Annotated in this window: 23 protein-coding genes and 1 tRNA gene; 5 read left to right on the forward strand and 19 right to left on the reverse strand. The window is 35.4% G+C overall.

Annotated features, from left to right (window positions below; translation table 11 throughout):
* Positions 1 to 398: 398 nt before the first annotated feature.
* The 9 genes from JMM81_RS21435 to JMM81_RS21475 form a co-directional block, all read right to left on the reverse strand.
* Positions 399 to 731 (reverse strand): hypothetical protein, encoded by a 333-nt coding sequence (locus JMM81_RS21435; protein ID WP_256243587.1) that lies wholly within the window; start codon positions 729 to 731, stop codon positions 399 to 401.
* Positions 732 to 865: 134 nt separating this feature from the next.
* Complete coding sequence (locus JMM81_RS21440; protein ID WP_256243588.1) at positions 866 to 1,258, reverse strand: hypothetical protein; 393 nt, start codon at positions 1,256 to 1,258, stop codon at positions 866 to 868.
* Between the two features lie 28 nt (positions 1,259 to 1,286).
* Positions 1,287 to 2,453, reverse strand: a complete 1,167-nt coding sequence (locus JMM81_RS21445; protein ID WP_256243590.1) for a hypothetical protein — start codon at positions 2,451 to 2,453, stop codon at positions 1,287 to 1,289.
* Positions 2,454 to 2,699: 246 nt separating this feature from the next.
* On the reverse strand, positions 2,700 to 2,942 hold the full coding sequence (locus JMM81_RS21450) for a hypothetical protein (protein WP_256243591.1): 243 nt from the start codon (positions 2,940 to 2,942) through the stop codon (positions 2,700 to 2,702).
* Positions 2,939 to 3,172: a hypothetical protein gene (locus tag JMM81_RS21455; protein ID WP_256243592.1), complete on the reverse strand. Its 234-nt coding sequence runs from the start codon at positions 3,170 to 3,172 to the stop codon at positions 2,939 to 2,941. The genes JMM81_RS21450 and JMM81_RS21455 overlap by 4 nt, the downstream gene beginning before the upstream one ends.
* 203 nt (positions 3,173 to 3,375) lie before the next feature.
* Positions 3,376 to 4,251, reverse strand: coding sequence for an ATP-binding protein (locus tag JMM81_RS21460; RefSeq protein WP_256243593.1), 876 nt, complete (start codon positions 4,249 to 4,251; stop codon positions 3,376 to 3,378).
* Between the two features lie 14 nt (positions 4,252 to 4,265).
* The gene (locus JMM81_RS21465) at positions 4,266 to 5,117 is read right to left on the reverse strand and encodes a Replication protein O (protein ID WP_256243594.1); all 852 of its coding nucleotides are present in this window, start codon (positions 5,115 to 5,117) and stop codon (positions 4,266 to 4,268) included.
* A gap of 6 nt (positions 5,118 to 5,123) precedes the next feature.
* Positions 5,124 to 5,399: a helix-turn-helix domain-containing protein gene (locus JMM81_RS21470; protein WP_256243595.1), complete on the reverse strand. Its 276-nt coding sequence runs from the start codon at positions 5,397 to 5,399 to the stop codon at positions 5,124 to 5,126.
* 30 nt (positions 5,400 to 5,429) lie between these two features.
* Entirely contained in the window at positions 5,430 to 5,705 is a 276-nt protein-coding gene (locus JMM81_RS21475; RefSeq protein ID WP_256243596.1) for a helix-turn-helix domain-containing protein, read from the reverse strand.
* A gap of 132 nt (positions 5,706 to 5,837) precedes the next feature.
* On the opposite strand from JMM81_RS21475, the gene JMM81_RS21480 reads away from it, so the two are divergent.
* Positions 5,838 to 6,386, forward strand: coding sequence for a helix-turn-helix domain-containing protein (locus JMM81_RS21480; RefSeq protein ID WP_256243597.1), 549 nt, complete (start codon positions 5,838 to 5,840; stop codon positions 6,384 to 6,386).
* Between the two features lie 74 nt (positions 6,387 to 6,460).
* Entirely contained in the window at positions 6,461 to 7,627 is a 1,167-nt protein-coding gene (locus tag JMM81_RS21485) for a site-specific integrase (RefSeq protein WP_256243598.1), read from the forward strand.
* A 113-nt stretch (positions 7,628 to 7,740) separates the two neighbouring features.
* On the opposite strand, the gene groL is transcribed toward JMM81_RS21485, so the two are convergent.
* Entirely contained in the window at positions 7,741 to 9,372 is a 1,632-nt protein-coding gene (gene groL, locus JMM81_RS21490; RefSeq protein WP_256243599.1) for a chaperonin GroEL, read from the reverse strand.
* Between the two features lie 48 nt (positions 9,373 to 9,420).
* Positions 9,421 to 9,705, reverse strand: a complete 285-nt coding sequence (gene groES / locus JMM81_RS21495) for a co-chaperone GroES (RefSeq protein WP_256243600.1) — start codon at positions 9,703 to 9,705, stop codon at positions 9,421 to 9,423.
* Between the two features lie 239 nt (positions 9,706 to 9,944).
* Here groES and JMM81_RS21500 point away from each other — a divergent pair, with 239 nt between their 5' ends.
* Both JMM81_RS21500 and JMM81_RS21505 read left to right on the forward strand, forming a co-directional pair.
* Entirely contained in the window at positions 9,945 to 10,631 is a 687-nt protein-coding gene (locus tag JMM81_RS21500; RefSeq protein WP_256243601.1) for a CPBP family intramembrane glutamic endopeptidase, read from the forward strand.
* Positions 10,632 to 10,724: 93 nt separating this feature from the next.
* A complete protein-coding gene (locus JMM81_RS21505; protein WP_256243602.1) occupies positions 10,725 to 10,931 on the forward strand; it encodes a YdiK family protein in 207 nt (68 codons plus the stop codon).
* A 53-nt stretch (positions 10,932 to 10,984) separates the two neighbouring features.
* Here JMM81_RS21505 and JMM81_RS21510 read toward each other — a convergent pair whose 3' ends face one another.
* Positions 10,985 to 11,638, reverse strand: a complete 654-nt coding sequence (locus JMM81_RS21510; RefSeq protein ID WP_256243603.1) for a redox-sensing transcriptional repressor Rex — start codon at positions 11,636 to 11,638, stop codon at positions 10,985 to 10,987.
* 271 nt (positions 11,639 to 11,909) lie between these two features.
* The gene (moaC, locus tag JMM81_RS21515; protein WP_256243604.1) at positions 11,910 to 12,404 is read right to left on the reverse strand and encodes a cyclic pyranopterin monophosphate synthase MoaC; all 495 of its coding nucleotides are present in this window, start codon (positions 12,402 to 12,404) and stop codon (positions 11,910 to 11,912) included.
* A 202-nt stretch (positions 12,405 to 12,606) separates the two neighbouring features.
* On the opposite strand from moaC, the gene JMM81_RS21520 reads away from it, so the two are divergent.
* Positions 12,607 to 14,529, forward strand: coding sequence for an ABC-F family ATP-binding cassette domain-containing protein (locus JMM81_RS21520; protein WP_256243605.1), 1,923 nt, complete (start codon positions 12,607 to 12,609; stop codon positions 14,527 to 14,529).
* Positions 14,530 to 14,866: 337 nt separating this feature from the next.
* Here the strand turns inward: JMM81_RS21520 and tsaD are convergent, their stop codons facing one another.
* The 6 genes from tsaD to JMM81_RS21550 all read right to left on the reverse strand — a co-directional run bounded on the left by tsaD (position 14,867) and on the right by JMM81_RS21550 (position 19,926).
* Positions 14,867 to 15,904 (reverse strand): tRNA (adenosine(37)-N6)-threonylcarbamoyltransferase complex transferase subunit TsaD, encoded by a 1,038-nt coding sequence (gene tsaD / locus JMM81_RS21525; RefSeq protein ID WP_256243606.1) that lies wholly within the window; start codon positions 15,902 to 15,904, stop codon positions 14,867 to 14,869.
* Entirely contained in the window at positions 15,901 to 16,353 is a 453-nt protein-coding gene (rimI, locus tag JMM81_RS21530) for a ribosomal protein S18-alanine N-acetyltransferase (RefSeq protein WP_256243607.1), read from the reverse strand. The genes tsaD and rimI overlap by 4 nt, the downstream gene beginning before the upstream one ends.
* A gap of 42 nt (positions 16,354 to 16,395) precedes the next feature.
* Complete coding sequence (tsaB, locus tag JMM81_RS21535) at positions 16,396 to 17,097, reverse strand: tRNA (adenosine(37)-N6)-threonylcarbamoyltransferase complex dimerization subunit type 1 TsaB (protein ID WP_256243608.1); 702 nt, start codon at positions 17,095 to 17,097, stop codon at positions 16,396 to 16,398.
* Positions 17,097 to 17,549 carry a tRNA (adenosine(37)-N6)-threonylcarbamoyltransferase complex ATPase subunit type 1 TsaE gene (gene tsaE, locus JMM81_RS21540; protein ID WP_256243609.1) on the reverse strand — a complete coding sequence of 151 codons (453 nt, stop codon included), beginning with the start codon at positions 17,547 to 17,549 and terminating at the stop codon, positions 17,097 to 17,099. The genes tsaB and tsaE overlap by 1 nt, the downstream gene beginning before the upstream one ends.
* Positions 17,550 to 17,797: 248 nt before the next feature.
* Positions 17,798 to 19,585 carry a DUF4153 domain-containing protein gene (locus JMM81_RS21545; RefSeq protein WP_256243610.1) on the reverse strand — a complete coding sequence of 596 codons (1,788 nt, stop codon included), beginning with the start codon at positions 19,583 to 19,585 and terminating at the stop codon, positions 17,798 to 17,800.
* A gap of 267 nt (positions 19,586 to 19,852) precedes the next feature.
* Positions 19,853 to 19,926: transfer RNA gene (locus tag JMM81_RS21550), tRNA-Met, on the reverse strand.
* Positions 19,927 to 20,104 lie beyond the last annotated feature (178 nt).

Genomic DNA, 20,104 nt, shown 5'->3' on the forward strand with positions numbered 1-20,104 from the left:
AGTTAGTGCAACAACAAAAAGCTGTCGCAATGACAGCTTTTTTCTTCAACTCTTGCACCCGTTAGATATTCCTGTTGCTACTTTATTAATACTAAAGGTGTCCAAGAACGCATTTTCTTAAAGAATATTTTGTTTAGTGAGTAGAATTGAGTTATAGAATGCTTTATAGAATGATGAAGCCATTCATTTTGAAAGATAATAAGTTAAAAATGCTTATCATATCACCATTATCTACTATTTCTCTATAAAATAGTTTCAAAATTACACGAGGACTAAGCTAGCCCTCAACTCCAAAAGAAACCAAAGTATAATACACCGGATGACCTTTCTAAACGAGAATAGCCCCTTCTCATTAGAGAGGGGCTTTGTTGTTGTTATATAAGTTATTATATATCTCTTTAAGGTAAAGGAATCGTCAAGCCAAACAATTGAGCTATGGTAGCTAGAGAACTAGCTGCACCTAGTGCACCATGTAAAAATTGTAGCATTTTTTGACCTTTTGTTTTATCTCCAGACTCTAGGGCTTCTTGCATTTGCTCTGCAAAAAAATGAGCTTGCTCTCTTTCTGGTTCATTTTCAAGCTTTTGAATAGCAGCAAATAAATCTCGAAAAGCTTGTTCAGACTCACCCTTATTAATATTTTGAGTCTGCGTAACATTGTCAGCCTGAATTGCAATATTTCCTTTTAAATCGGAATTATTAAAACTTCCTTCGATTTTCCTATGATCCATATTGATGTCTCCCCCATTATATTGAGTCACTATATTTACAATAACACCAGGTGACTGACTTTGTAAGTTTTTTAACGCCTGTTCAGATAAAACTCCATTTTGTAAAAAGGATTCTAAAGATACTGGTTTTCCAATTAAATCATTTGTAGCCTTTTTAGATTCAAATTGCTTTTTTTTTTAACTTCATCCTTTAAAAACTCTTTATAATCAGGATTAAGCTGAAAAACTGGAAAAAGATCTGATGATCTTAAGTCGAATTCTTCTCCACAATTACATTGGAATTCTTCATCTACTTCCTGTTCGTTTGTTATTTTTAACGTTCTGTAACAATGTGGGCATCTTAGCTCCCATTTTAAAGTCAGTTGATCTCCAACACCAGTTCTTTCAAGTAGGTAATTAAAAGCTTCGCTAGAAGAGATGTCCAGATGTTTTGCCAGAGCCGAAGGATAAAACCTGTCAACCCTGTTTAAAGCTAACAATTCAATGAATGTTTCTATTTTTTTTCTCATTTCAAAAATATTAGCCATCTGAACATCTCCTCTCCTTGAATAATAACTAAATAATAACACGGGACCTAACAAAGTCAATAACGTCCTCAGTAACCTGAGAAACAAATACTACACTTTTAGTTGTTATACCTATTCTTATGGTGAAAGTTTCTTCTACATTCTCAATAGTAAATGGAAATTTTATAAATCCACCTTGATGCTGTAAATATGGATTTAAATAACTAAATAATGGAAGAGATCTTATCTCACTACTACCAGCCATACCTACAGTTTCCATACCAGACAAAACTAAAGCAGCAAAAGGAACAATAGCTTCTCCTTGCATAAAAGAATCACTTGCATTTTGCAAATGCGTTTCTAAAACATCAGAATCTTTTGTTTGCATATATTCATCAAGTGCTTTTAGCACGTTTACTACCGAATTCATTTCATTTTCGCTGAACTCTTCAAAAAACAATTCTGGTTTTGAAGTTGCTTCTGTTAACCGTCCACCTAAACTATCTGCAATGTCTCCCATTTCTTGTTCGAATGGTGCTTCTATAGGTTCCATAGTAATTTGCAAGCCAAGAGTTTGTGCAACCTTCCTTGCAATATCAGAAGCTTTGCGTGTATCGCCTCTTATTTCCAATATTCCCCTATTTGAATCATAATAAACAGTAGAAATTGCTGATTTCGTAATTGTCCTAATCATAGTTGGGGTGGGTTCATACCTAACACCACTTTTATAAATATACCTTAAAAATGTTCCGTAATCATTTAAAGCTGTCGATCCTACTAATACTTCAGGGGTTGTAGTAACATCGCTCTCCTGAATCGGATTCAGTTCACTAAAAGGGTCAAAAAGAGTATTTTCTCTGATAAGTCTCCTGAATTCTTCTGTAGTCAAACCACCATCAAACCGATACCAAGTTACAGCTGTAGATCTGGTTGCTACTATTCTATTTTCAATCTTTGAAATTGTTTCCTCACTAAACCGATTCCTTTCAGGATATATCCTCATTACTAATTCATTTTTGTTAAGAGAGGTATCGATATCTAGATCAGCAGCGATATCCCTTAATACTGATTTTGTTAATTTAAATAGATCTTGAATAAGCATGATGTCTTTAATAGAGTGCATTTTATATAAAACCCCCAGTTCCCCTTCATAATTAACTAATTCTCTTTTTAATAATATTTTCCTGCCAAAAAAGGGGAACATTGGAAAATTCATTCGATAATACTTAATCCTAACTCACAAAATTATCAAGTTCTTCAACCTTTCCTTACAATTTACTATTTTGCTCTTCTAATAAAAGGAGCCCCCTTATTATAGGTGGCTCCTTCTTATGTCTATGTTATTGACTTATTCTCACAACCTCCTTTAAATATTTCTGCATATTAGGATTTGCAGCGAAAACATAACATCCGTTTATTCCACGAGACAGAAGTACAATAACTAATAAGCTTTTTCTTCTCTTCATTCAATTTCAGCATTTCTTGCTGCCATTTCTTCAATCACTTTTGTATAGGAAACTAACAGCTCGTAAAATTCTAGATTGTCTTTACAATGCTTTTTTAGGCTTATAAATTCCCCACAATACCATAAATCAATTGCTTTCATTCTAAAAGGGGTCCGCTTGCCATGTGGATCTTTTATTTTATTGTTGTCTTTATTCAATAAAACTCTTTCAGCCTTTTGTATCCTTGATTTTAAGCTCATTTTCTGCCACCTTCTTGAGATTGAAGTTGTTCCTCAATCTTCTCTAATCGATCGGACAATTCCCCCAGATCCATTGATTTCAGCGCAGTATTAGATAGCGTAGCAATAGTTTTTGCTTTGTCTGTGGTCATTTCTCCGTCTTGTAGAAGAATATTAATAACCTTTGCTAACATCCGCCTTATATCTTGAGGTTTATTAATTCTTATAGAACGAGGGAAATGCCCGCTCATTTTCATCACTCCTTTTTTTTATAAATAAGAAAAATATTCATATATCAGTAACTATACCGCCTCTACATATACAAAACGTGATAAAAGCCTACTGTTATTTTTACAAGACCATGGACATAATGTATAAGGTCTGCCCGGTTTCATTATCCATCACAAAAATCCGAGTAGCTTTTCTTTTGTTACCTACTTTTCTATATCATTATTTATCTGATTCGAAAATTTTTTCGATAATCTTCTGTAAATAAATCAATAAATCTTGTATTATCATAAAGACGGCTAAAGACTCTTTTTCCCACGGCAACGGGTAAGTCTGCGTCCGTTAAATTACTTGTGTAGATCGTTGGTTTACCAGACCGACTTTCTACAATCTCAAAAATCATTCCTTTTCTCCAATCATCGTTTCCTCCTTTTGCTTCTGATCCAACATCATCAAGAATGAAAAGATCAAACATTGAAATATCTCTTAAAATCCCTGCTTCTGTTTTAGCAGCTCCCTTTTGATAAGTTTCTTTAATCATCGAAAGCGATTTTCCTGCCGTTAAAAAACCAACGGTAAAACCTTTTGGTATTATGTTCCTGGCAATTGCTGTACACAAATGGGTTTTTCCAGTCCCTGGATTTCCCATAATCAAAAGATTGTAACAATCGCCTTTAGATGCTAAAAATCTCTCGGTGAAGGAAACAGCTCTTTCCTTAGCTACAGCAGTAATGTTGTTTGTTTCTTGATAATCGTTAAAGCCAGCATTCTTTAATGATTCCGGAATAAGAAGATACTCTTTCATAAGCCTTTCTCCTACTGATGATCTTAATTCCTCTAAGCTTCTGCTTTGATAAACCTTAAAAGCCTCTCTGTCCCTACAAACTGAACATTTCATCGCTTCTCCAGCTGGCAACCAATCCTTTTGATTGAATATACGATAAAATAAACCGCTAGCCGTTTCATCTCCACAACTTGGACAAGGTAATTTGTATTGATACTTTGGTTCGAAGTCATCACGATCAGCTAATATTGGAACTATCTTTTTAACAGCATCCTTAATAACATCATCAATATTCAAAAAACGCCTGATATCATGCATTATCATCCCTCCTATTAAAGTAAATCAGCCTCTAATTCTTTCATACGACTGTACTCCTCTTTTGTTAATGGTTTCGGTTTTTCCCAATGATAAGGGCGTTCCGTAGAAAAATCCTGAATACTTTTCTTTTTACCCTTTTCAGCTTTAATGACTAATTGATCAAACTGTTTTCTTAATTTAGCTGGTGAAAGTATATTCGATTTCCAAAAGGAGTCCTGCTGACACCAATCTATTAGATATGCAATCTGTTCTTTCGTTCGATTATCTCTATCCATCATCAATCGGATATCATTTGACCATTTTTGGAGGTCAGGCTCTTTAAATGCCTCGTTGTTTTTCCTGATGTTATGTAAAAGCCTTAAAGATAATTGATAAGGAACGCTCTCTTCGTCGTAAGTTTTCGGCTTGTAACAAGAAGTATTTATATCTTCTTTATCATTCTTTACATTCTTTACATTCTTTACATTCTTGATTGTGTCTGCTGACGGTCTGCCAGTGGTCTGCTCGTAGTCTGCTTGTGGTCCGTTTTCGATTTCTGAATGGTGATATACACTGTATTTACATATGGTTATCATGGTTTTTTTGCGGTCTGATTTTTTGATGATCATTCCATCTTTTTCAAGAATTTCTAAAAATTTTCTTAATTTTGATTTCCCCCATTTCCATCGTTCCATAAGTTTTAATTCGGATGTAACCAAGCTTCCTTCTTCTAATTCGATCAATTCAGCACCGTGCAAGAACTTTGTATCTTTATGGCTTGCCATCATCAATAGATCAATCCAAGCCTCATACTTTGAAAAAATCCTTTTCTCTTTATATAACCAATGGCCTTGAATTTGACGATGTAACTTAATCCATCCCTGCATATCACCTCACCTACGCATTTTCTTCTTTTCAATCGACCAACGGTCAATGTAGTCCTGTACCTGTTTTCGATTAAATATCCACTTCTTCCCTATTCGTATGGATGGAAAGTTTGGATCACTAAGGAATAGCTTTTCTACTGTGGGCCATGATAACGAGAGCATTTTACACAATTGTTTTGTATCCATAAGCATTGACTGAAGTTCAATTTTGTCTAATCGCTTTTGTACTTCAGCCAAATAAAGGGCTTTTAACTCTTCATCATCCAGTTTTATTTCAAGCATGTTTCCACCTCACCATCTGGTAATTCCATTTTAAAGTTCATCCAATCCCTTCCCATCTATCCTTTTTTCAATCCTGGTACAAAAATATTCGACTGGCTTATCTAGCGTAATCGCAATTTGTTGAATTGTAGAAGGACGAATTCTTTTTTTATTTCCTTTTTCAATTTCTCCAATGGTTTTTCTTGTTACGCCTGACATTTCGGCAAGTTTTGTTATTGTCCAGTCTTTTTCAACCCGCGCAATTTTTACTTTTGCACTATCAATATTTAGGTATTGTTCATGCTTAACTTGTATTGTACATTCCATAATCATGCCTCCACTTATTACCCGAATTGGGTACAAATTAATAATAACAACTCGTTTTGAGTAATTCAAGTTGAAAATTGTACTCAAATTGTGTAATATTAAAATGTAATTACTCAAAAGGAGGAAAATAATATGCTTGGAGAACGGATAAGGGAGTTAAGGAAAAGGAAAAACATGACTTTAAGGGAGTTAGCCACTGAATTGGGAATTCCTTTTACAACTCTAGGTAATTATGAACGTGGAGATCGAAGTCCAGACTTTGGTTTAGTCCTAGAAATAGCCAAATATTTTGGGGTTTCAATGGATTACCTCACAAAGGGGGATGAAGTTGTTAACTATGATGAATACCAAGTAAATCACTACACTGAAGACGTTAATCAAATGCTTAGTAAAGCTGAACCGAGTGTAAGAGAACAAATATTAAAAATACATGATCAAATTTTTCTTTTAATATCTGAGCATGCCATCAGTAAACCAGATAATAAAGAGTTAGATCATTTACACGAAATCTTTAATTTTATCCTTAGAATGAAAAACAGTTTTGGAATGGGGATTAAAAAAGGTGGATTTTCACCATCGGATAAATATGAGCTTTTAAAATTATTTCTAAAGGAAAAGCAAGAAATTGATAAAACCTTTAACGAACTCTTTGAAATATATATTGAAAGAAGTATTAAATAATTATTTAGATGCTTAATGGATAAACAGCTATACTCTGAAAATCGCATTAATACTAATAAAGGAGAGCACTTAATATGGCAAAGTTCAGACAACGAGGAAAAACATGGAGTTATCATATTTATTTAGGGCTGGACCCTCTCACAAAAAAACGCAAAGAGATATCTAAAGGTGGCTTTAAAACCCAACGAGAAGCAAAAGCAGCAGCACGCCTTGTAGAATTAGAAATTCAAAATGGCACCTTTACCAAAGAATCCGATATGCCTTTTGAGCAATTCGCCCAGGATTGGTTAAAAACGTATGGCCGCAGTGGTGTGAAAATAAGCAGTGTGAGAGCTCGAGAAAAGGAAATGAAACATTTTATCTCTGTTTGGGGACCTTATCCAATCAGCCGCATTACTAAGAAAATGTATGAAGAAAGAATTCTGGAATTAAACGAAAAATACAGCCAAAATTATATGGATGGTATTCATGCTTGTGGAAGAATGATTTTTCGGAAAGCATTAACTCAAGGGCTGATAAAAAATAATCCTACTGAGGATTTCAAAATGCCTAAAAAGCAGCAAAGTATTGAAGAACTGGAGAAAGCAGAAGAGGATATTGTCTTTCTGGAAAAAGAAGAGCTTGCTCATTTTCTTAAACTAGCCTATACAGACGGGCTTGAAATGGATCATCTTGTCTTCACAGTACTTTCCTATACCGGATTACGAATAGGTGAATTATTGGCCTTAAAATGGGGGGATTTTAACGAAAAACAAGGCACTATCCGAGTTACTAAAACTCTTTATAATCCTAACAACCATTTTGAAAAATATCAGCTTTTAACGCCAAAGACAAAAGGATCAGTCCGTTCAATCAGAATTGATGAAATGCTAGTGAACATGTTAAAAAAACACCGGATTAAACAAAATGAGATTAAATTAAAAAACGGCATCGTTTACGAGGATAACGGATTTATTTTTGCTCGCGAGGATGGACACCCACAATTAAGAAAAGTCGTTGAGACCAGACTTAAACGACTGCTTAAAAAGGCAGAAATAGAAAAGAACATTACTCCACACTCATTTAGACATACCCACACTTCATTATTGATTGAAGCTGGAGTCGGCATTAAAGAAATACAACAGCGTCTTGGACATACGGATATTAATACTACGATGAATATCTATGCTCATATGACCGTTAATATGGAAGAAAAGGCCTCCCAACAGTTTAGCAAACTGATGAAAGACCTTCTCCTATAGTTAGCTTTTTTGTCACAGGTTGCCGTGTTTTTTATAAAACGAGGACAAATCCGAGGACAAGAAAAGCATATTATCATTTTAGACGTTGATATAACAAGGTTTTAAAACCCTAATTACATCATGCCGCCCATTCCACCCATGCCGCCCATATCAGGCATTGCAGGAGCTGCATTTTCTTCTGGCTTGTCAGCTACAACTGCTTCAGTTGTTAAGAACATAGCTGCTACAGAACCAGCATTTTGAAGAGCAGAACGCGTTACTTTTGTAGGGTCAACGATACCAACTTCAACCATGTTCACCCATTCTCCAGTAGCGGCATTAAAGCCAATGCCTACTGCTTCATGTTTTAAACGTTCGACAATGACAGATCCTTCAAGACCCGCATTGTGAGCAATTTGACGTACTGGCTCTTCAATCGCACGTAATACGATGTTCGTACCAGTTGCTTCATCACCCTCAGCTTGAATAGAAGCGACTTTATTGTAAATATTAACAAGAGCAGTACCACCACCAGCAACAATACCTTCTTCAACAGCTGCACGAGTAGAGTTTAATGCATCTTCAATACGTAATTTACGTTCTTTTAATTCTGTTTCAGTTGCTGCACCTACTTTAATGACAGCAACACCACCAGCTAATTTTGCTAAGCGTTCCTGTAACTTTTCACGATCAAAATCAGAAGTTGTTTCTTCTAATTGAGCGCGAATTTGGTTAACACGGCCAGCGATTTGTGCACTGTCTCCAGAACCTTCTACAATTGTTGTATTTTCTTTTGTTACAACAATTTTAGCAGCGCGACCTAATTGAGTAATGTCTGCAGACTTAAGGTCAAGACCTAATTCTTCAGTAATTACTGAACCACCTGTTAAAATAGCGATATCTTCAAGCATTGCTTTACGACGATCACCGAATCCAGGAGCTTTAACAGCTACTGCATTAAATGTTCCACGAAGTTTGTTCACTACTAATGTTGCAAGAGCTTCCCCTTCAACATCTTCAGCTACAAGTAATAATGATTTACCTTGTTGAACAACTTGCTCAAGAACTGGAAGAATTTCTTGAATGCTTGTGATTTTTTTATCAGTGATTAAGATATATGGATTTTCAAGAACAGCTTCCATCTTATCAGAATTTGTGACCATATATGGAGATGCATATCCACGGTCAAATTGCATACCTTCTACAACATCTAATTCTGTTGCAAAACCTTTTGATTCTTCAATGGTAATAACACCATCATTTCCAACACGTTCCATTGCTTCTGCAATTAATTGACCTACTTCTTCATCACCTGAAGAAATAGCAGCAACTTGAGCAATTGATTCTTTTCCTTCAATTGGCTTAGAAATAGCTTTTAATTCTTCAAGAGCTGTTTGAATTGCTTTTTCTATACCTTTGCGAATTCCCATTGGATTAGCACCAGCAGTTACGTTTTTAAGACCTTCACGAATCATCGCTTGAGCAAGAACAGTTGCTGTTGTAGTTCCGTCACCGGCAACATCATTTGTTTTGCTAGCTACTTCAGCTACTAATTTTGCACCCATGTTTTCGAAAGCATCTTCTAATTCAATTTCTTTTGCAATTGTTACACCATCGTTTGTAATAAGTGGTGAACCAAATTTTTTCTCAAGAACCACATTACGTCCTTTAGGTCCAAGAGTTACTTTCACTGCATTTGCAAGAGCATCCACACCACGAAGCATTGCACGACGGGCATCTTCACTGAACTTAATATCTTTTGCCATTATGAATTTCCTCCTTCAATTTTCACAAACTAATATTATAAATTATAATTATCCGATGACAGCGAGAATGTCGCTTTCACGTACGATTAAATATTCTTTACCTTCATACTTTACTTCTGTACCAGCATATTTTGAGAAGATAATGCGATCATTAGCAGAAACTTCAAGAGCTACACGCTCACCATTTTCAAGAACTCGACCTGTTCCGACAGCTACAACTTTACCTTCTTGCGGTTTCTCTTTAGCGGAATCTGGTAAAACAATACCGCTAGCAGTTCTTTCTTCTGATTCAACAAGCTCAATTATAATGCGATCACCTAGTGGCTTTAACAAATGAAACAACCTCCTCAAATTTATATGTAATTTTATTTATTAGCACTCAACTCAACTGAGTGCTAACACAACTATTATATTAATAAATCTGAATTCTAATTGCAAGTAACAACCCTTAAATTTTTTGTAAATTTTTTGATGTTAGGTACCATTCATAGTCATCTCTCTTTTTGTGGTGCCTTACACCAAATATTGATAGAATGGTTTAGGAGTATTTATAATAAAGGAGAACTAAAATTTTGAGGAAAGAATATTGGATTATTTTAATCACCTACATTGGCATGCAACTTTCTGGGGTTATTGGCATTCCCATTGTCACTTTTTTGGGCACTACATTCGGTAAAAGTTATGATGAGATGGTTAATCTCTCTTTTTCCATATGGATTATAGTCAGCTTTTCCGTTGCTTTAATCATCATTCTTTTTCTTTTACGTAAAGAAATGCTGAATCCTGTCCGAGATGAGAAGGTCCTTTCTCCTCGCCAATCAATTAACTGGGCAATTGGTGGTATCTTTCTTGCCTTCTTTGCTCAATCTATCGCTGCCAATATTGAATACTTACTTGGAATTGATATGGGATCAGAGAATACAGAGCAAATTGTCGGACTGATCAAGACCGCGCCCATTGTCATCCTCGTTACATCTATTATTGGACCGATTCTGGAAGAAATTGTTTTCCGCAAAATTATCTTCGGTTCTTTATATAATCGATGGAATTTCTTTATTGCGGGTCTAATTAGCTCTCTTATTTTTGCTATCGCCCACGGAGAACCCGAACATTTAATTCTCTATTCTGCTATGGGGTTTACTTTTGCCTATCTATACGTGAAAACAAAACGAATTCTCGTCCCTATTTTTGCACATGTATCTATGAACACGCTCGTTGTTATTCTGCAACTAAATCTAGAATGGATTGAAAAATTATAGGAACATCGACTAAAGGTTTCCACAGCCTTAATAAACATCTATGTCAGCACATTTTGTGCAAGTAAATAAAAAGTTTTATTGGAGGATTTTAAATTGAGACCAACACCACTGTTTTCAGGCATCGTTTATGTATTTCTAGGAATATTATTCACATTTTTTGCTATTCAAAACATCAATGAAGATGGAGGATGGGGATTTTTCACCTTTTTATTGATCCTCCTTGCTACCTTCGATTTTGGGTCAGGTATCCGCATGATCCTCATCCATTTTCATTTGAAAAAGAATGGCAATAAAAAATGAGCCACCTCTCGTGGCTCATTTTTTATTGATACTGTTTTATTTTTATTAATTGTTTATTCTTCAACTGGATCTGAGTTATAGTGCTTCAAGAAATAGATAAGTGCCTGAAGTTCTACTGCCAGATCAATATGATGAACTCGGATACTATCGGGAACAGTTAATCGAGCCGGCGTAAAGTTTAAAATACCTCTAATATTAGCACTTAGGAGCCTGTCTGTAACATGTTGGGCCTCTTGTGCTGGGATTGTTAAGATCGCTACTTCAATTTGATGAGCCTTGATAACCTTTTCAAGATCATCCATATGATGGATTGATACACCCCCGACTTCTTTTGACACCCTGTCTTTAGAAATATCGAAAGCTACTTCAATTTTTGTATTATTATTTTTCAAGAAATTATAATTTAAAAAAGCTGTTCCTAGATTTCCAACACCAATTAAAGCAACCTTTGTCAACTCATCCTGATCTAATGTTTTTCGAAAAAACGAAAGTAGATACTGAACATTATATCCATAACCCTTTTTTCCTAGTGCTCCAAAATAGGAAAAATCCCTCCGTATCGTTGCAGAATCCACTTTAACAGCTTCACTGAGTTCTGCGGATGAAACCCTTTGTTTACCAGAGGAATGCAAATTTGTTAAAAACCGATAGTATAATGGCAATCTTTTCGCTGTTGCTTGTGGTATTTTTGGTGTTTCATTAGCCATACGAACCCCCCTTTTCCCTTTCCGAATTATTATATAAAGAAGACTTCCCTCAGTGGGTGTTTTCCTCATCCCCACTAGTGGTTAGTCACACAAAGACTGAGTGAATTTTCTAAGGGCTAAAGTCCAAAGAAAATTCTTACCGTACTTATTAGACCTTTATGGGCAAGTCGATCCCCAACCATCCTTCTTCAATTTTCTTGAAGTCTTGAGGTATCGGCCTTGCTACCCGTTAAGACGGAATACATTAATCATCTATGTTTACTTAAACATACTACTCTTGTTTTTCAACTCTTTTATAATTCCCATTTTTTCCACCTGTTTTTTCCACTAGATAGGTTTCCCCTATCACCATGCCCTTGTCAATAGCCTTGCACATATCATAAACCGTTAGAGCACAAATAGACGCCGCTGTTAAGGCTTCCATTTCCACTCCTGTGCTCCCCTTTGTTTTAACAAAAGCACGTATAAATAGTATAAAGTCCTCATTCTCAGTATCCCATGAAAAAGTAATATCAACACCAGTTAAAGAGAGAGGATGGCACATCGGTATAATATCCCATGTTTTTTTTGCAGCCATCACACCTGCTACTTGTGCAACCGCTAACACATCTCCTTTTTTCATCTGGTTATTTGCTATTTTTTCATATATTTCACGACGAACTTTTATACTTGACATTGCAATAGCTGTTCGAGAAGATTCTGGCTTATCGCTAACATCTACCATTTTTGCTCTGCCTTCTTCATTGAAATGAGTAAAATCTGCCATAAAAAAACACCTCTTTATCAAATCATACACTATTTATATCTTGATCACCTTTACTTTGTATGGCCTTTCACAAATAGTATTTCCCTATCTATTAAAAATAGCATTATCAATTAAGTTCTTCTATAAAAAAATGAAAGGTATCCCATATATTGCTGTCAATACATTAATCGGTTAATCTATAAGTATAGAGGTGAAAACAAACATGATCTTATTACAAGTGAACCAATTATATAAATACTATGGCGCAGACATAATTTTGTCAAATATTAAGCTAGAAGTTCAAACACGTGACCGGATTGCGCTTGTTGGTAGAAATGGTACAGGAAAGTCGACATTATTAAAAATTATTTCTGGGAATTTAACCTATGATTCAGGTGATATTATTAAGCCAAAGGATGTCAAAATTGGCTATTTAGCTCAAGACACAGGACTTGAATCCAACCTGTCTATTTGGGAAGAAATGCTAGCTGTTTTTACTGAATTAAGACAGCAAGAACAAACACTACGAGACCTTGAAATGAAAATGTCTAACCCATCTGTCATCCAAAGCAAGGCTGAATATGAGAAAGTCCTAAAGGATTACGATCTCTTACAAGTCCAGTTTAAAGAAAATGGAGGCTACCAATTCGAAGCCGATATTCGTTCTGTTTTGCATGGATTAAATTTCCAACCCTTTGATTATGAAACAAAAATTTCTAATTTAAGTGGTGGTCAAAAAACAAGACTTGCCCTCGGTAAATTATTATTATCAAAGCCTGATATCTTAATCCTTGATGAACCTACAAACCACCTTGATATTGATACTCTATCTTGGCTTGAACAATATTTACAAGGATATGACGGGGCAATCTTAATTGTTTCACATGACCGTTATTTTCTTGATAAAGTAGTGAATCAAGTATATGAAATGTCTAGAAAAGAAATCACTAAATATCCTGGTAACTATAGTTCTTATTTAGAAAGAAAAGCTGAAAACTATGAGCATGAGATGAAACAATTTGAAAAGCAACAAGATGAAGTTGCTAAGCTGCAAGATTTTATCCAACGTAATATTGTCCGTGCTACAACAACGAAAAGAGCACAAAGCCGTCGTAAAAAGCTCGAGAAAATGGAGCTCATGGACCGCCCACTAGGGAATGAAAAATCAGCTTCTTTCAGCTTCGACATTGAAAAACAATCAGGAAGTGAAGTATTAAATGTCCAGTCTCTATCCATTGGATATAACCAAGATATTATTTCAAGAGACATCTCAATGCGCCTTACGAGAAGCGACAGTATAGCTCTTGTTGGACCAAACGGAGTTGGAAAATCAACTTTGCTAAAGACCATTATGAAAAAGCTATCTCCTCTCACAGGAGAAATTAAGTATGGAACTAATGTTTCAATTGGCTACTATGATCAGCAACAAGCCGATTTAATTTCAAATAAAAGAGTACTTAATGAATTATGGGATGATTATCCTTTGAAAAACGAAAGGGATATTCGAACTGTACTCGGAAACTTTTTGTTTTCTGGGGATGATGTATTAAAAATTGTATCTACCTTAAGTGGTGGTGAAAAAGCCCGTTTAGCTTTAGCAAAATTAATGATGCAAAAAGCAAACTTATTAATCTTGGATGAGCCAACAAACCATCTCGATTTGGACAGTAAAGAAATATTAGAAAATGCCTTGGTCGAATATCCTGGTACGATTCTTTTCGTTTCCCATGATCGATATTTTATCAATCGAATTGCTTCTAAAGTGATCGAACTGAATAAGAATGGTGCAATTGAGTACTTAGGTGATTACGATTACTATGTTGAAAAAAAGCTTGAACAGCAAGAATTGAAAGCACTTGAGGAAAACCAACAGAAAGTAAAGAATTCTATCAAGCAAGAAAAAAGTGGTTATCAACAGGATAAAGAGGCTAAAAGATTAGAAAGACAGCGCCTTCGTAGAATTGAGGAGATTGAAAATAAAATAGATGAACTTGAACAAGCAATGGAGAACAATGAACAACTTCTTTGCCTACCAGATATTTTTCAAGATCATGAAAAGTCACTCGAAATTCAACAGGAAACTGAAAAGTTAAAACTTGATTTAGATAATCTAATGGAAGAATGGACCTTATTGGCTGATACGTAACCTGCTCAAAATTGTTTCTACAACCATTCTATGTTCTTGATAGCAGTCCCTACTAATAATAATGAATACAAATAAAAAGAAGTATGCTGATATATTCACATGCTTCTTTTTTTACTCACAGTTTTATTAACATTATATTTATTGATATTACTGATTTCCACATCATTTTCCACATTATCCACAATAAACGATAAACTTATCCACATTATCAACATAATCCACATAGTTATCCACAGTTTTTACTATTTCGTTTTATTTTAAGAACATTTTTTTGTATGTACCTGTTGATATCTAATTCAGAAAGGAGCAACCATATAATAAGAAGGACCCCTAATTATTAGGAGTCCTTCTTATTATTGTGGATAGATATATCTAAACCTGGATTTGCATTCAATGCTAGGCCCGCTCGCTGTCCTTTTTCAAACAAAATACTTCCTGCTGCTGCGATCATAGCAGCATTATCTGTGCATAAGTTTAATGGTGGAATCACAAGTTCCACATCTTGTACTTCCTGAAAAGCAGTCTTTAAAGCTGATCTTAAGCCTTTATTGGCAGCAACACCACCCGCTAATAAAACCTGCTTCACTTCATATTGCTTTACCGCACGTAGTGTTTTCGTTACCAACACATCAATGACACTTGCCTGAAAGCTTGCAGCAAGATTCTCAGGTTTAATGGATTCCTCTCGTTGTTCTGCATTGTGGACAGTGTTAATAACAGCTGATTTAAGACCACTAAAACTAAAATCATAGGATCCTTCTTCAAGCCACGCTCGAGGTAAGTCAATTGTAGCTTCCCCATCATGCGCTAACCTGTCAATATGCGGCCCACCTGGATATGGGAGATGAAGCGTTCTCGCTACTTTATCATAAGCCTCACCTGCTGCATCATCTCTTGTTTCACCTATCACTTCAAAATGGCCATGCTCTTTCATATAAACAAGTTCTGTATGTCCTCCAGAAACAACTAAAGCCAGTAATGGAAACTCCATTTCTTTTATTAAACGGTTGGCATATATGTGACCTGCAATATGGTGAACAGCAACAAGCGGAATACCTTGAGCAAACGCAACTGCCTTCGCCGCATTCACCCCAATGAGTAAAGCTCCAACAAGTCCAGGTCCTTCCGTCACAGCAATAGCATCTATTTCATCATATGATACATTTGCTTCCTTTAAAGCCTCTTCTAACACAATCGTTATCTGTTCGACATGATGACGGGAAGCAATTTCAGGAACGACTCCACCAAAACGCTTATGGCTCTCTATTTGCGATGCTACTATATTTGAAACTATTTCTCTTCCATTTTTCACAATCGAAACGGCCGTTTCATCACAGCTTGTTTCAATTCCCATTACAAATTGATCACTTTTCATTTAAAATTCACCCACATAACTAATGCGTCCTCATGGTTATCTGTATAATAGTTTTTGCGAATGGCTCCACCTTGAAAACCGAACTTGCGATATAGAGATTGAGCAATTATATTCGTCATTCTTACTTCAAGTGTCATCGTATTCGCTCCTTTCTCTTTTGCAACCTCAATTACTTTTCTCATTAAGGCTTCCCCTAGTTTTCTGCCTCTATATTCAGGAAGAATAGCAATATTCGTAATATGGGCCTCATCTATTACAATCCATACTCCGCAATAACCAACTATTCTGTCCTCAACTTCTAAAACAAGATAAACAGCAAACTGATTTTGAACTAACTCATTATAAAAGGATTCCCTACTCCATGGAATGGTAAACGACTCATGTTCAATCACCATCACTTGATCAATATCCTCTATACTCATCATACGAAAAGAAAATGTAGTCTCCATAATATTAACTTCCTATCATTCAATATCCCAACAAACCTGTATTTATTTCAATTCCTTTTGAGCTTTTAACCAATTCGTCTCTGCTTCTGCTAAACGAATATAGTTTGGTACAAAAGAATGAATAGCTTCACCTGGTTGATTCTGTCCTAATAAAGCCAGCTCTGCTGGACGGGGGTTTTGTTCTGTTATTTCAGCTATAGTTGCCCTAGCCCCTAATGCTTGCTCAAAAACATCACGATGAAGAGTAATATCTGTCCCAACAAATAGAATTTTTTCTTCATATGTTTGTAATTGTTCTGTCCAATTTTCCGAAAGAATTATTTGATCCTTTACGATCGATTCTAATTTTCCATTTCTAAATTGATAAAGTCCTGTATAAATTTGTCCACGGCGAGCATCAAATAATGGTGATATATATCCATTAAAATAGCGTCCTACTCCTGCAGCCAGTATTTCAAGACTCGAAACTCCTACTAAAGGAATATTCAATGTCCAAGCAAGTGTTTTGGCAATCGTTACTCCAATACGCACACCTGTATAGGATCCCGGTCCTCTTGCCACTACAATTTTTTCTAGATCAGCAGGCTTCATTTCACAATCACTCATCAGGTGTTCAATGGCTGGCATCACTCGAATTGAGTGGTTTTTTTTCATATTGGTTATGTACTCGCCAATTACTTTTTCATCACTAATTAGTGCTATACCTAGTGAATAGTTGGATGTATCTATCGCTAATACGTTCATTAAAAAATCTCCTTACATAATTGCTCATATCGCTCACCAACTGGTTTGACTACAATCTTTCGAGAATCATTTCCTTGATGGTAGATAAAAATATTTAATCGTTGAATTGGAAGTTGATCTTCAATTAAATGAGCCCACTCGACCACGGTTACACCATTCCCATGAAAATATTCCTCGAAACCAAGGTCTTCATATGAATCCTCCAAACGATAAACATCCATATGATACAAGGGCATATTCCCTTGATATTCTTTAATAATAGTAAAAGTAGGACTATTAACATTCCTTTGTATCCCTAATCCAACGGCCAAACCTTTTGTAAATGCAGTCTTTCCTGCCCCTAAATCGCCCTCAAGTGTAATGACATCACCTGGCTGAAGAAACGAGGCCAATCGTTTAGAAAAAAGCTGTGTATCTTCTAATTTTGTTGACATTACTTCATATTCATTCATCTATAAAAACATCACCTTAGTTTCCGACATCAAAAAATCAGGTTGAAACAATTTATAAGGAAACACAAATATCCATATATAAGTTTACATGATTTTATCCTTTAGAGCAAAAGCATCCGTATTTTTATGAAAATATTATAAAGAAAACAAAGACAAACGTAATGATCCTCCGTTTGTCTTTGCTTTAAAATCATTAATTTAAATATCAACTATAACGATTAGCTTTGGATCAACATTCCGTTCACCACTTATTTAATCTTAACAAAAATATAAAAGTCAGATCCATAATACGTTGGGCTTGATGTTTTATCAAGACTCACGTTTTGTACCACCAATGTCATTTTTGCATGCTCGTTTTCCTTTGAGAAGGTTGCTTCTTCAATGGAGATGAACCCCTTACTTGAATGAAAGTCTGAGAACCTATCAAAAATTTCCCTTGTCTTAAAACTAATAAGCGCTTCGTTATTACTCCCTATTAAACTTATACTACCTTGATCCTGTGTTATATTCTTTTGTAACGTATAGTTTTCACCTAATATAACCATATCAACCAGTTCTTCCTCTCCTTTGTTACTAGGAAAATATATATTGGAATAAAGAAAGGTATCATAACCTGAGATATCAATAGCCATTTGCTCCTCAAGACTCACGTAAACGGATTGGTTTCTATTCCTCGGTTGTTCATATTCATGAAAACCAAAAGTATCATAAAAATCATTATAGAAGTTAAAATGAGCTGGTAGCCATTCAACTTTATCGGTATATTCCATTCTGTTTAGATAATTCATTACACTCGTGATAGTCTCTTTATCCTTCTCGGAGATAGATGCATTCGGCTTAACCGTATTATTTTCGAGCATATCATTTTTCAAAAGCACGTTTTCAACCTTATTTATCTGGCTCGACCGGCTTATCGTAAATGCATCCACAGGTGGGACCACAGATATTACTGAAAAAACAATTAACATAGCAGCAATAATACCATTTTTTCTTACTGGCAAAAAGCTCATTAAGCTACCCGCCGCCACCGCAAAAACACCAAACAATATGACGTAATAGCGTGTATGTGTTATACCTATATCAGTCAAACTAATCATAGACGATATAATTTGGAAAAGCACAATAGGCACTAGTACTTTTGGAAAAACCCTTCTGAAAAATACAGTGAACTTATTTTCAATTTCACTGGCTAATATATATACCAATATTACTGTGATTGAGTAACTGACCAGCATTGGTTCTAATAGATTATCAGTCCAAAATGCCCCACCAATATTTTGGATCATATAGATTAATAAAATGATTGTGAACATAGCTATTAGCGGAATGAGAATATAGGAAATAAGAATTTCTAAAAACTTAGGACAACTCGCCGCCTTGTTAATGGTTTGTTCTTGAAGGTCAGTTATTTCTCCACCCTTGTTTTTATCAGCTGTTCCTGGATAAATAGGGATAAGTGATAAGAAATACATCGGTGCAACTAAAATGAAAACAATACTGGCGGTATGAGAATAAGCTGTAAAGTCCACAGTAAAGATAAGTTCGTTAATAGCCGCAAGGATGATGCTTATACCTGCAAAAATGATACTAGAGAAAAATAAGGTATTAAATAAAGATTTGAATGCAATCATAAAACTTTTATTAAAACTAATTTTGCCTTTTACAACCGGAACCCATATAAAGGCAAAGAATAATGCAAACAGTGCAACCGATGTTCTAATTGTAATTTCCATACTTAGTTCAGGAGAGCTGCTAATAATTAGGTAATACCCTGCTGTTAACAAGACAACTACACCCATTAAAAGCACACGAGTAGAAAACTTAGAAAAATAGCGCTCATAAGCAACCTGAAAGACTGCGCTAAGAAATGCACCAAATACAAGTGTTATAAGAAATTTCAAATAGTCCTTTTCTGTATTGATATCATAAGCATTTATGAGCGCAGCTACTAAAAGAAATGCAGTTGTCAATGGAAAACGAGCAATGGCATCGGTCAATCCCCTAAGCCTATCATTAAGCTTTTTAATCGCGTTCATTTCTATCATTCCTCTCTTTTTATAGTTGCAAATACTCATCTTATACTTATCTGGAGATCTCTCCATATTTATCTAGTATAGATTAACTAAAATGATCTTCTATCTCTATCCAAATCGTACCACTTGTAATATTTTATGTCGATGAACATCAGCTCATCAGTACACTGTACAATTGGAGAAATAAATTAGTTCCGATTTTATTATATTGATTTTTTTGGAATATATAAAAAAGTGGTTTAACCAATTGGTTAAACCACTTTTTAGTGATTGCGGGGGCAGGATTTGAACCTGCGACCTTCGGGTTATGAGCCCGACGAGCTACCGAACTGCTCCACCCCGCGACAATATTATTTAATATGATTTAGACTATGCGTATTGTTTGTGCTATCTGTCCCGATCTCAGAAAGATTAAGCAAGTAGCTTGTTCGATCGGTACAACTCGCGGTAATTCATGAAGCGATGCTCGTTGCTCCACCCCGCGACAATATTATTTAATAAAGTAAATAATATTATAGCTTA

The sequence above is a fragment of the Bacillus sp. V3B genome (assembly GCF_024494465.1).
GTDB lineage: Bacteria > Bacillota > Bacilli > Bacillales > Cytobacillaceae > Bacillus_BD.